This is a genomic window from Chryseobacterium formosum (assembly GCF_026460885.1).
Taxonomy (GTDB): Bacteria; Bacteroidota; Bacteroidia; order Flavobacteriales; family Weeksellaceae; genus Chryseobacterium; species Chryseobacterium formosus.
This window is the reverse complement of the sequence record NZ_JAOVZW010000025.1, coordinates 47,494-61,081: the sequence shown is the minus strand read 5'-3', so window position 1 is coordinate 61,081 and position 13,588 is coordinate 47,494. Positions and strand designations below refer to the sequence as shown.

The 13,588-nt window shown below is 34.4% G+C and carries 7 protein-coding genes; all 7 read right to left on the bottom strand.

Annotated elements, in window-relative coordinates; genetic code table 11:
- Positions 1-312: 312 nt before the first annotated feature.
- Positions 313-720 carry a VanZ family protein gene (locus OF897_RS18885; protein WP_407648349.1) on the bottom strand — a complete coding sequence of 136 codons (408 nt, stop codon included), beginning with the start codon at positions 718-720 and terminating at the stop codon, positions 313-315.
- Positions 665-1,042, bottom strand: a complete 378-nt coding sequence (gene gcvH / locus OF897_RS18880) for a glycine cleavage system protein GcvH (RefSeq protein WP_267267224.1) — start codon at positions 1,040-1,042, stop codon at positions 665-667. The genes OF897_RS18885 and gcvH overlap by 56 nt, the downstream gene beginning before the upstream one ends.
- A gap of 272 nt (positions 1,043-1,314) precedes the next feature.
- Positions 1,315-8,370, bottom strand: a complete 7,056-nt coding sequence (gene sov, locus OF897_RS18875) for a T9SS outer membrane translocon Sov/SprA (protein ID WP_267267223.1) — start codon at positions 8,368-8,370, stop codon at positions 1,315-1,317.
- Positions 8,371-8,376: 6 nt separating this feature from the next.
- On the bottom strand, positions 8,377-8,961 hold the full coding sequence (gene ruvA / locus OF897_RS18870) for a Holliday junction branch migration protein RuvA (RefSeq protein WP_267267222.1): 585 nt from the start codon (positions 8,959-8,961) through the stop codon (positions 8,377-8,379).
- 440 nt (positions 8,962-9,401) lie between these two features.
- Complete coding sequence (locus OF897_RS18865) at positions 9,402-11,690, bottom strand: NADP-dependent malic enzyme (protein ID WP_267267221.1); 2,289 nt, start codon at positions 11,688-11,690, stop codon at positions 9,402-9,404.
- Between the two features lie 14 nt (positions 11,691-11,704).
- Entirely contained in the window at positions 11,705-12,556 is an 852-nt protein-coding gene (locus OF897_RS18860; protein ID WP_267267220.1) for an ATPase, read from the bottom strand.
- 263 nt (positions 12,557-12,819) lie between these two features.
- The gene (locus OF897_RS18855) at positions 12,820-13,542 is read right to left on the bottom strand and encodes a hypothetical protein (RefSeq protein ID WP_267267219.1); all 723 of its coding nucleotides are present in this window, start codon (positions 13,540-13,542) and stop codon (positions 12,820-12,822) included.
- Positions 13,543-13,588 lie beyond the last annotated feature (46 nt).

Genomic DNA, 13,588 nt, shown 5'->3' with positions numbered 1-13,588 from the left:
ATAAGCTCTCAATAACAAGCCTCATCCTGACTCAAATATTGCCTATGAGATATTCATGTAATATTATAAGTGTAGAATATGTAATCACCGATCTTGAATTAAAATTACCAAATCTGTCGCAAACCCAATTCCATAGCCCCGATCGAAACGGCATCCTTTTGTGATGAGGAACGAAGAGCAAAAGATATAGTGGAGAGCGGGATTAAGCTCCAAAAAAATACCCCAGAAATTTCTGAGGTAAAATATTTTTAAGAATAATTTTCGAGATCATAATGTTGTTTTATTAACGCAATGAGAGTCTCAGTACAAAAATTAGAAAAAACGTTTGATGAGTATCTTATATATATAGTATCCGATTAAACAACCAATAGTATCAGCTACAATATCTAGAGTTTCCATGGATCTGCCGAGTTTCATTTCTTCCTGAAGTATTTCGGTGAGGAATGCATAAATAAGTATAATCTGAAAAAAATAAGAAAATTTGATTTTAGGAAAGGCAGCAATAAAGCAAAAACCTAATGCTGCAAAAATGCTCAAGTGCAAAGCTTTGTCAATACCGTCGAACATAAAGAAATATTCGTGGTTTTCGACTCCGGGACGCAGGAGCATATAAGTAAGAAATGCCCAATAAATGGGCAGTATCTTTATAAATATTTTTGAAATTTTATCCAATGATTGCTTGGTATTCTTCAGCTGAAAGCAATTCTGAGTGATCCGCATCTTCTGCAATTTCCAATTTGATGATCCATCCGTTTCCATAAGGATCTGTATTTAGTAATTCCGGCTGATCTTCTAAAGCAGAATTAAACTCTGTTACTTTCCCTGAAATTGGCAAGAATAAATCTGAAACCGTTTTTACCGCTTCAACACTTCCGAAAACATCTCCACCATTGATATCGTCATCTACTGTATCTACATCTACATAAACGATGTCTCCCAACTCTCCTTGTGCAAAGTCTGTGATACCAATTGTAGCAACGTTACCTTCGATTTTTACCCACTCGTGGTCTTTAGTGTACTTTAATTCTGATGGTGTATTCATTTTTCTTTCTTTTTTTAATGTTAGCAAATTTATTCAAAATAGAGATATACTCAAAGAAAAACTTTAAACAAGTTTATAGTTCAATTTATATATAGTGTAGATTAAAATTTATCTCTCAGAAAAAAAACAAAAGACACACAATACTGCGCATCTTTCGTTCTGATTTAAATTAATTATTATTACCTACCGAAGATAATAATTAAAATCCTATAATCCAATAGCTGTGAAATAAAAAATCCCTTTCTTTTTCGAAAGGGATTTGATTTGTTTATTTATAAGCCACCGGAATCACCAAAAGTGAATGTTGCAGATAATCCTGCTCTGATGGTTGATAACGGGAATGCCGTTGAGATTTTGTATTTCGAAGTCATCTGTTCGTAAAATACTCTTAAATTAAGGTTTTCTGAAACATTGTAATCGGCAGAAAGTTTAATATTCATTAATCTTTGTCCGCCAGTTACCTGAGAATCATTCAATAAAATATTCATGATGCTTGTACGGCTGTCTCGAAGCGAAATATCACCTCGGATATTCAGATCCGAGCCTTTCGCTCTTGCTCCTCTTTGATTATTCGTTCCTAGTCTGAAGTTTCTTACGATATAACCCAATCTTACTACATATTCTGTATTAGAATCTTCAGTAAGAGAATGATTAACCAAACCAAGAATCATTGTACGCATTTTATTATACTGAATACCAAACTGCATATTATTTCTCATGGTAACATCAACTCCGATAAGTGGTGAGAATGATTCTGTATAACTTACCTGAGAGAATGTGTAAGGATTGATGTAGTTATTGTTTACATCTCTTTGAGAATTTTCAACATCATTTGAAATGTTAAAATAATCAATATTCGACTGAACTCCGGTTGCTGTATAAGTTGCGCTATAACTGTGCAAAATATCAAACTTAGAGAACTGTCCGTTGATTATAGGAACATTTCTTAAACCTGAATAAATAATTCTCCAGTTCGGAATCGGGAATCCAGCCTTTTTAGCATTCCCCATTGTTTCAGGATTTTTCCCTTCCATCGCAGCTCGGAATGCCGGAATTAAAACATACGCATTTGAAATACTATGTCCATCTGTATATCCATCCGCATTTAAAGTACCTCCCAATTGTTGAGACACGAGTTTTGCATTAGCTCGGATCGCATCAAAAATTGCCGGACTTTCTTTAAAGGAAGAATTTAGCAAGACTACTGTATTCGAATAAGATACCATATCACTCGCAAATGTAAGATTTGGGTTTGCAAATCCTGTCTGCTGATCGACATAATTAAATCCTGTATGAGAAAAATTCCTGTTATAGGTTTGTAAAATATTAAAATTAATATTAAAATCATTCATCGGGGAGACCTGTAAATCTGCTCTGAGTTCCCGCGTCGACATCTTTATATAAGGATCAATCATATAAGGCGAATCGCTTACCCAACCTCTTTCCATTACCAATCTTCTCACGTCAGCCTGCGAACCAAAAAGGAAACCTAAAGAAGGACCTCCCAAAGTCTGACCGTAACCATAACCGTTTGGTGCAGAAAGTAGACCCGGAAGAACTGTTCCGTTGTTTTCTGTGTACGTTACATTCAATTGCTTCATAGAAGTTAAAACAAATGCTGCGCTTTGCAAAATAGAAAGTTTGTTTTTAAACTTATACTTTTTAAATGCATATCTGTTTTTCTCCCAAGCCTGTGTGTAAGCATTATTCAATGAATCTTGTTCTTGCTTACGTTTTTGAAGCGTAGTCGACATTTTTTTGAAATAACTAAACTGACCAAAGAACTTCGGAAGATCGGCAGTCGCATTTGCTGAAATAATATTGGTATTCTGCCCGATTGAACCTAAACTTCCTTCCGGACTTCTAAGAAGTGCAGTAGATCTTGCATTCCAGTTATAAGTAAATCCGTAACCTAACTCTGCATCAATAAAATCTAAATAAGGAAGATATTGGAACGGTAATTTATAATTCAACTGAACTCGGTGGTTATATAAAACAGGTCTTCCAGCTCTGAAAATATTTCCAAAAATCGAAGAATTATCCATTGTATTTACATCAACCTGATCATTTAATGTTCTTGTTGCTGAATTGATTTCAAGTTTTAAAGATTTGGTAAAATTAAATCCTAAACCATACTGCCATCCGAAATAGAAGTTTCTGTTTTTCAAAGCAGCAAAGTCATCATTAAGATTTCCGCTTAAAATTGCATCGATATTTCTAAATTCAAGCTCGTTGTAATTTCTGTCAAGCTCAGTTCTGAAAGACAATCTTGTAGGAACCGGATTAATGTTAAACTCCTTTATCCATCTCAAATATTTTGTTGATTTAGCGGTATCACTAATCATTTTATTGAAAGGCTTTACAACCCAAGGTTTAAAAGTATAATTGTAATCCAAATATCCTCTGAAATACTGTCTGTAGTTTTTCTTGGTATAAATATCACGGTAATGATCGTCATTATAAACGGCAGTCAATGAAAGGTTTTCTACGTCATAAAATTTAGGCTTACTGTTTGGTTTCACCCTTTCTTTATGCATATTGACAACCCCGATACTTCTTTGCTGAGTATACGTTCTTGCCACTTTTTTCAGTTCTTCTCTGTTTGCAGCTTTGCTAAATTCAACATCAGTATCTAAAGGATTGTACTTCGGATCTTCGATGGTTTGCGAGTAAGAATAGTTCACCGGAATTTTCATTCCCGTTTTCTCAGGTAAAAATTTATCTACATTCACAGCCGTATTAATACTGAAAGCAGACTGAGTCGCCTGACTTCTTTCTGCCGGTTTAGAATCTATATTTCCAAAACCAACTGATGAATAGGAAGCACTTGTATTAACGGTAGCAAAATCTCCTAAGTTGAAATTTAAACTTGCATTTCCTGCATAACCTCCATCGTTTTCAATCTCAGAAAGACGGATTTCGTTTACCCAAAGAACAAGATCTGTTGGAGTTTCACGACTAGTCCCAACATTTCTTACCCCAATCATAATAGTAGTAATGCTTCCTAATGAAGGTCTACCCTTTATGAAGATTCCTTTATTATTATCACCAAATTGTGCATCTTTTCTTCTGGCAATAATATCACCAGGAAATTGTCTATCTCTTCTTATTTTTGCATCTACAAAATCCTGAATATTAAAATCCACTTCGTTTTCTGCAGGCCATATTTCTAATGGAGTTCTAGCTGTATTAGAGGTAAACTTAACTGAAGATTCATATTCATAATAGTTATCTGTAGCATCACTACCGAATCTTATAAAGAATTTTGTGTTGGGATCATATGCAGAAGATATAGGATCATTTAAATTTTGACCATGAACAAATAATTTCAGTTTCTTATATCTTCTCATATCCAAAGAGGTATTTTTAAATACTCCTTTAGCTTGATTTGTAATATTAGTTGCTTTTAAATACAGTGAAGATTCATTTTGTCTTTGTGCCCCCGCATTTCCACTAAGAACCTGTCTGTCGATTCCCGGAGGAAGTACGTAAGGAGGCTGATTTAATGCATTCTCTTCTATATTCACACTTCCGACTTCTAATTGTGCTGTTCCAGAATCAACTCCTACACCTTCTTGATCTGATGGTATAGTCGGACTAGCAATTCGGTTGGTATATCGTCTCCAATCTGATCTGATCAAGTCCATAGTTCCAAATCTCAAAGTTGATGCCTGATCAAAACCGGTTAACATTAACCTTGCAAATCTTACATTATTCAGAATTGCAGGATTTTTTTCACCTCCCAAATTAGGCTTACCAGAATCGTAATCAGATACAGGAATTCTGAATAAATACCATTTTACATCATCAGTTCTACCATCTTGAAAAGTTGCCGTTACTGTTTTTTGATCAACAATATAGTTACTTGTTCCCGTTACTAAACTTGCAGGATCCAGGTCGACAATATATTCGTTATAGCTTTCACTCTGATCTAAATTATAATCTTTATTAATATCTTCTGCATCCGGAGTTTGTGTAGCAACTTCCAATGAATTACTCTGCGAGTTTCCTTCCGGGCCTCTGAAATATTTATATCTCTGCACAATTGATGCAGCTTGACTTCCTGTAAATTTATCAGACAAGTAGAATACAAAGTCATCAATTGCAGGATCGGAAAGATTGGTTACAGGATTGATAAAAGTTGTTCCAAATCTCGCAGATTCCTGGTCAGAGCTTAAACCGTCATATCCTAAATCCTGTGCAGTCCTGTCTGCTCCTTCCGTTGAGAAAGCATATAAAATTGGTGGCTGCTTTGGCTGCACTCCCCAGTTTGATGTCGTTGTAGTTGATGGAGAACCTCCTGTCGGTAAACCATTTTCGTATTGCATCAGTCCATCCTTAAGAACATCTTCTGAAACATTTCCTAAATGTAAAAGTAGTTTTGGGCTTGTACCTAAAGTATTTCCATCTGCATAAGGATCCATCATCCAAAATTCTACATATTCAATATTAGAATTAATGAAATTTGAAACACTTATCGGTCTCATAATTCCCGCCCATCTTTGCTGAGTAGTTTCAGTTGCAGGATTTGCATTATAAGGACCTTTTTCCTGAGGGAAATAAGAAATATCAAAAGTATTGGTGAAGGTTTGTTCTCCCGCTACAAAATCTCTGTTGTTGAAAATTTCCGTGAATTGTACACGTCTCGAAGCGTGATTGGAAACTGAAGCAGCAGTAATTCCCTGCGGGGCTCTTCCTCCTACTCCCCAAAATCTCGGATCAATATTATACCATGATAACAAACCTCTACCAAATCCATTTGTTAAATTATCATTAGCTCCGGCTCCGGCAAAAAGTGGATTACTTTGACTTTTCTCAGGCTTAGAAGCTAAGCTCCAAGCTGTAGGTTCTTTTAATGAAATTTTGGCAGTCGTTTGTTCAAAATCATCGATGTAGGATTGGTCATTTGTTCCTTTATTGATTCCCGGAATTAAATAAGCCGCTTCCATTTTAAAATTTAAGTTAGAAGGAGCCTCCGTATTAATACCTGGAATTTTGTCTGTTAATCTTGTCAGGAAAGGGAGTTGATTGTTATACATCATATTTACTCCCGCCATTGTATTGTTTACAGCTTCCTGACCGTAATTAACCTTTTGAGTTAGCGGAGATTCAGAATAATTAACAACAGTTCCACCGAAAATAAAGTTTTCGCTGACTCTTCTTTCTAAATTTAAACCTAAAAATCTCTTTCTCTGTGTATTAAAAGTCAACTGATTTTCTAATGCTATATTAATTGCCTGACCCGATTGTTTTACTGTTTCATTAATAATGGTAACAGTTCCGAGCATATAATCAACCGTATAATCAATACCTTCTGTAAGTTGCACTCCATTTGCAGAAACTTTAACCGAACCTTGAGGAACGTTTACTGCACCCAAAGAAATTCCCTGTCCTTGAGCTCCTTTGTAACGACCTTCCATCGTATAACGTTGAGAAAGATTACTTTGGCTTGCTACTTGTTTTTGTTGTGTATATAAATCTGAGAATACATATTGAGGGTTATTTCCTACCAAACCAGCCATATAGCTTCCGAAAGGCTGTACTTTGGTAAACATAATTCTACCCTGATCTTTTCTGATTGTAATACCTTCTACAAAATCGAAAACACCATCACCTAAAACTCCGTTATTGCTTTGTAAATCACCATTCACGTTTAGACGATCCCAGTTAAACAACTTCAATAAGTTGGTTCCTTCAACAGGTGTCCCAGGAAGATAATTGACCTTACCTCCTGTTTTTGCATCACGATAATAAACATTTAAAATAAATCCGTCGCGATCAACCTGTGCAGCATCTAAAGAATAAAAGTTCTTCATCATTAGATTCCACATTGGAGACTGAACGTTTACTTTATTGTTTGGTCTTAGAAGTTTTGTTACCAAAACAGGACTTTCCTCAGAAAACTCCCCTACTTTATAAACCTGATTGGTTCCGTTAACCGTATATGAATATGAAACCGCTAAAAGCTGATTATCATTTAATTTTTGATTCAAAGAGATATAACCCAATTGCGGATGAAAGGTATATTCACCTGCATCCATTCTTCTTGCTTTTGTAGTCAGTACAAATTGCTCTCCGTTATCATAAGGCTGTGTACTTCCTGCAAAAGTTTGTCCTTGGAAATTTGGTAGGTAATTTTTCCCTTGTTCTCTTGGAGTTCCAATTGCTGAATTTACTTGTTGATACAATCCATTCTGTGAATTATCTGGTAATCCCGAAAGACCTTCACCTAAATCTCTTATTCCTATTAAACTCTTTTGATAAGCTAAATTTGAATTCCCCTGATCTAAAACCCAAACTTCCATTCTAGAAATGCTGATTCTTGAATTAATCTGAGGATAATTTTGTAAAGCAGTATCGTAATTATTTAAGAAGTATTGTCCTATAAAATAATGCTGGTTTTCATCATAATCTAAAGCATTAACTTTAAAAGTATTCATCGTTCCACCTCCTTGTACAACAATATTTCGGGCTTCACCCTGTTGCTGAGAAAGCACGACTGTTCCGAAAGTTTTACCTAACTGAAACTCAGTTTTCACCCCAAATAGAGACTCCGAACCACGAATTAAACTTGTAGAAAGCGGCATATTTACGTTACCAAACTCAATTCTTTTGATGATTTTATCTTCACCTCCTGAATTCGGTTTATCAACATCGTTCAAACCTTTTGTCTGAAGATCTTTCCATGTTCCTTTTGACTGCCAAACCAAATTCATTCTGTTTTCAAAAGCAAAACCACTCTGAGTATCGTAATTGGCTTTCAACTGTAAGTTTTCACCCACTTTTCCAATTAAACCTAACTGAATCCTTTGGTCAATATCAAATGTAAAACTCGTTCTGTTCTGAGGCAAAATCATTGGGTTATCAATCTTCTGATAAAGCCCTGCAAAATCAAATGAAGCATATCCGGAAGGAATAATTTCAATCTTATTACTTCCAAAAATAGATTCGAAAAGTCTGTTGTTAATCGTTAATGAAGGAATTAAACCTCTTTTTGCAGCGTCCGTTTTATCTTTTCTGAACATTAAATTGTAACGTTCAGATTTATCTCTATAAAAAGCTTTAGACTGCTCTGCAAGCATAAACTCTTTATAATCTTCGGGAGACATTGCAACACCTGGTCCGGTAATTGTATTACCAATTTTAGGATATACATAGTACATCCCGGTTTTGATATCGTAATACGCTTCGTAATAGGTAGGGTCTGTAACTTCGTAATTTTTCTTTATAGAAAAACCTTGCTGATTTTCTTGCTGTCCGAAAGTATTGACCGAACAGAATAAAAACGACAAGAATATATAGATGCTGAGAAACTTATTATTTTTCACCAAATGTTAAATGTTTTTTAAGATTTGTTTTACTAATTCTTCTACAGAAATATCTGGATTTTGCTTTAAAAAACGGTCAGCAATTTTCTCGCTAGACCTTTTAGGAATCCCCAAAACTTCTAATGCAGATAACGATTCTTCCTTGACTTTATTATTTACAGCCAAAGAAATATTTTCTTCTGGGTTGCTGAATTTTTGCACTTTATCCTTCAGATCAACAATAATTCTTTCGGCAGTTTTTGCTCCGATTCCTTTTGCTTTTTGAATGAGAACGCTGTTACCGGAAAGTATTGCCGAAGCAATCTCATCAAGGCTTAAAGTAGACAATAAAATAAGAGCAGAAACAGCACCTACACCATTAACGCTTATTAAGAGATTAAACATTTCTTTTTCCAAACGAGTGTTAAAACCAAAAAGCAGATGTGCATCTTCACGAATGATCTGCTGAATGAAAAGAAAGGTTTCTTTATTTAAAGTAAGTTTTTGAGAAGTCATGAGGCTGATTCCGACGTAATATCCTACTCCGTTTACGTTGATTACTGCGTAAGTCGGGGTAAGCTCCTGAACGATGCCCTGTAAAGAAAATATCATTATTAATTTTTATAACTTCCAAATATAGTAATTTAAACTAAGTAATAAATTCATTTAACATAAGAATGATATTTAACTTTTTTTGTCATTATAAAGACAATGAATTAACGTAAAAATAGATAAGTTCAAAAAAAAATTAGAGTTATCTGTTTATTGTGATTTTAGGGCTAGATTTTAAACTAAAAAAGTCTTAAAACATTGTCATACTAAAGAGTAACTTTAAAAGATACGGACGTTTCATTTAAAACTACCTTACCTTTTATTCAAAACATACGTATCTTTTTAGTAAAACGTACGTACGTTTTCAACAAGACCTTAAGACATTTATTTTTAAACAAATAAAGTCGGGCAGAATCTTATCAATTCTTGACCGACTTTTTAAATTTATTTTATTGATAGGATTTTATCCTATGCTTTAGTAAGTCGTCCCTTTGGGATTTTTATTTTTTACTTTCTCTTCTCTGAGCATCCAAAACTGCAACTGTTGCTAAGTTTACAATCTCATCAACACTTGAACGCATTTGTAAAACATGAACCGGTTGTTTTAGTCCCATTAAAATTGGTCCGATTACTTGTGCAACCTTCATTCCTCTGATAATCTTGTAAGATAGGTTTGCCGATTCAAGATTTGGGAAAATAAATGTATTTGCAGGAGTTGTTCCTAATTTTGAGAACGGATAATCACTTAAATGATCTGCATTCATTGCAAAGTCAGGCTGAATTTCTCCATCCACAACCATTTTAGGGAATTTCTCGTGTAGAATGCTTACCGCTTTCGCTACTTTTTTGGAAGTATCGGAAATTGCTGCAAAGTTTTCAAAACCTAACATCGCAATTCTTGGTTCAATCGCAAATGATTTCACGGTGTGTTCAGCCATTTTAGCAATATTTACCAAATCTTCAGCAGAAGGATTTTGATTGATTGAAGTATCTGCAAAGAAAATAGGTTTCTTTTCAGACAAAATCATCATCATTGCCGCCACTTTATCAACGCCTTTATCTTTTTCGATTACTTCTAAAACAGGTCTTAAAGTAGAAACATAATTTTTAGAAAAACCAATAATTAATCCGTCTGTATCACCATGCTTCAACATTAAAGGACCAAAATAATCTCTCTGGCGAACGTATCTTTTTGCCTTGTACTCGTTCATCCCTTTTCTCTGACGAAGTTTCCAAAGTGTTTCTCTGTATTTTTTTCTGTTTTCTTTCTGATCGTCATCACTAGGATCGATAATCGGAACATCAATGTTGATTCCGAAACGTTCCATTTGTTCTTTCACATATTTTTTGTCCCCTAAAAGAATAGGATGAGCAATTCCTTCTTCATATAAAATCTGTGCAGCTTTCAGAACATTATATTCTTCAGCATTTCCTAAAGTAATTCTTTTCGGATTTGCCTTTGCACGGTTTTGCATCATTCTCACCAATTTCTCATCTCTTCCCATTCTGTCGAGAAGCTGAGTTTCGTATTCGTCGAAATCTGCAATAGTCTTTCTTGCAACTCCGCTTTCAATAGCTGCTTTTGCAACTGCACTTGATACTTTAGTAATTAATCTGTTATCAAATGGTTTCGGAATAAAATATTCTCTACCAAACTGTAAATTTTTAACATTATAAGCCAAAATTACTGCTTCAGGAACCGGTTCTTTAGCCAAATCTGCAATTGCATGAACTGCTGCCAATTTCATTTCTTCATTAATTCCTTTTGCCTGAACATCCAATGCTCCACGGAAAATATATGGAAAACCAAGAACATTGTTCACCTGATTAGGATAATCACTTCTTCCCGTCGCCATAATCACATCCTTTCTTGTAGAAAGTGCCAAATCGTAAGCAATCTCAGGATCTGGATTTGCTAATGCAAAAACAATCGGGTTCTCATTCATGCTGCTCAACATTTCCGGTGTCATCACATTTCCTTTAGACAAACCGATGAAAACATCAGAACCTTTTACGGCATCTTCTAAAGTATCAATATCCGTCTGAGCAATAAAATCTATTTTTTCAGGTGTAAGATTCTCTCTTTTATGGTTGATTACGCCTTTACTATCACACATCAATACATTTTCTCTTTTTAAACCTAAAGAAATATAAAGATTGGTACAAGCTACAGCCGCTGCTCCCGCTCCATTCACCACCATTTTCACTTCTCCGATATTCTTATTGGCAATCTGAAGTGAATTGATTAATGCTGCTGCAGAAATAATTGCTGTCCCGTGCTGATCATCATGCATCAAAGGAATATCTAATTCTTCCTTTAATTTTTGTTCAATATAAAAAGCTTCAGGAGCTTTGATATCTTCAAGGTTGATTCCGCCAAAAGTTGGAGCAATTCCTTTTACAATCTGAATAAATTTATCAGGATCTTTTTCGTCAATTTCAATATCAAAAACATTAATGTCTGCAAAGATTTTAAACAAAAGACCTTTTCCTTCCATTACAGGTTTAGAAGCTTCAGCACCGATGTCTCCCAAACCAAGAACTGCCGTTCCGTTTGAAATAACCGCTACTAAATTTCCTTTTCCTGTATAATCATAAACCGTTTCAGGGTTGTGATGGATTTCCATACACGGAACCGCAACTCCTGGAGAATAAGCCAAAGACAAATCTCTCTGCGATGAGTGTGGTTTTGAAGGAATTACTTCAATTTTTCCTTTTGGCTCTGCTTTATGATAATCTAACGCTGCCTGACTAAAGTTTTTTTCGTCGCGGTGAGTTTTACTTGACATAGAATTTTCTTTTTTTAAAGTATATATTTAATGTGGTAATCAACCAAGCTTTCGATTGGCTTCTGTACAATGTGTCCCACATTCAAATTGAGTTCTGACGCTGCAGAACGTAAAATATTTTCGTAATAATAAGCAATAGAACCGATGAAATTAATCTCAGCATTTTGGGATTCTTCATAAGGAAGAACCTGATAATCGAAGAAATTTTTCATCTCTTCCAAAACCATTTCCTGGAAATAAGGATGATCTTTTCTTTCGACCACAAATTTATTGAAATCTGCTAAGTAAGCATTTGGTCTTGTCGTGTGGTACATATTTTTCAATGCTTCATCAATCGTCAAGCCGTAAGTTTCTTTAAATTCGAGATGTAAATCTTGGGGAAGTTTCTGCATAAAGAATCTGCGTACCAATTGTTTTCCAATAGCACTTCCGCTTCCTTCGTCACCCATAAGATAACCTAATGAAGGAAGTTTTATACTTAAATTTTCTCCGTCGAAATAACATGAGTTTGAGCCTGTTCCTAAGATACAAACAATAGTCGGTTTACCATTATAAGCAGCATAAGCAGCAGCATAAAGGTCTTCTTTTACAACGATTTTTGCATTGGTAAAAACTTTCCCTATTTCTTCTTCAATCGTTTGGCAGTTTTGTTTCACACCACATCCTGAACCATAGAAAAATATCTTGGTAATTGAATTTTTTACCGACTGTAAACTTTTGTTTTTTTCGATTTCGGGTACAATAAGCTCTTTGCTGATAAAGTTTGGGTTGAAACCAATGGTTTCTGTCTTTAGGAAGACATTTTTAAAGTCATCCAAAATTACCCAGTCAGATTTAGTAGAACCACTATCAACAATAGCAACCATAATTCTAATTTTAAGAGTGCTAAATTATGAATTTATCTTTTAAAATAAGCGATTATTAGCATGAGATATATTATTTGCAAATGTGCGGATGTCTTATATATTTTGGATTATCCTCCGATTAGTCTAGAGTATATCTTTTTTATTTTTACAATGATATGTTATATTTTAAATTACCCATTATTTACTTTAGAATTAATCTCAGTTTATTTCACAATAAAGCTTATGCATTTTTGCATAAGCTTTATTTATTTTTGATGTAGCTCTTATTGCTTTTTAAATTTAATTTTTGAGATTGCCTTGTACTCTAGTGAGTTCCCATCAAGAATGGTGAACAAATAATCTTTGGCTTTATTGAAAGTATCTACCAGATTATCTTCTGAATTGTAAACGGCATTATTTCTTACTGTACGGGCTGTATTTAAAGGAATAAAAAAATCTGATACCGATTGTGTTGCCTGTAACATATCCGTTTTTTCCTGTTTAAGTGTTGCAACCTGGTATTCTGTCTCGTTAGGAGTGTAACCTGGAGTGCTTTCTAATAACGAAATCAATAAATCATAATTATTTGTACGTTGATCATAGCTCATTTGTGAAGCGGAAATCTGATTTTTTTCTTCGTTTGGATCTGTAGTAACGGAAGGACTAACTTTTTTAATCCCTTTCAGCTTTCTTGCAATGGTCATAAAATCTTCCAGCTGAGCCACTGTAACACCTTCTGTAGCTTTATACATTTTTCTTAATTTGGTAATTTTTTTACTTACCGGTGCAAAAAGCTTTTCTCTATGATCTACTGCAAGAGAATAAGGAGCAACAGAATTATTTACTGTTTCCTGATGTGTGAATGCATTATTATAAATGTTCTGAAGATTTGTAAGAAGTAATTTTTGATTGCTTGGATTATATTTAACACCAAGCTCAATAAGGTGTGTGCATAATAAATTGGCATTTGCAATATTTTTTGCATGCCCAGTTTCATTTTTTGACATAATTTGTATTTTTTATTAAAGTAAAATTAGAAAAATTTTTCAAATA

What these genes read in the sequence shown, in the direction of transcription:
- OF897_RS18885 (WP_407648349.1), bottom strand. Translation starts at nt 720, where the DNA reads ATGCGGATCACTCAGAATTGCTTTCAGCTGAAGAATACCAAGCAATCA.
- gcvH (WP_267267224.1), bottom strand. Translation starts at nt 1,042, where the DNA reads ATGAATACACCATCAGAATTAAAGTACACTAAAGACCACGAGTGGGTA.
- ruvA (WP_267267222.1), bottom strand. Translation starts at nt 8,961, where the DNA reads ATGATATTTTCTTTACAGGGCATCGTTCAGGAGCTTACCCCGACTTAC.
- OF897_RS18865 (WP_267267221.1), bottom strand. Translation starts at nt 11,690, where the DNA reads ATGTCAAGTAAAACTCACCGCGACGAAAAAAACTTTAGTCAGGCAGCG.
- OF897_RS18860 (WP_267267220.1), bottom strand. Translation starts at nt 12,556, where the DNA reads ATGGTTGCTATTGTTGATAGTGGTTCTACTAAATCTGACTGGGTAATT.
- OF897_RS18855 (WP_267267219.1), bottom strand. Translation starts at nt 13,542, where the DNA reads ATGTCAAAAAATGAAACTGGGCATGCAAAAAATATTGCAAATGCCAAT.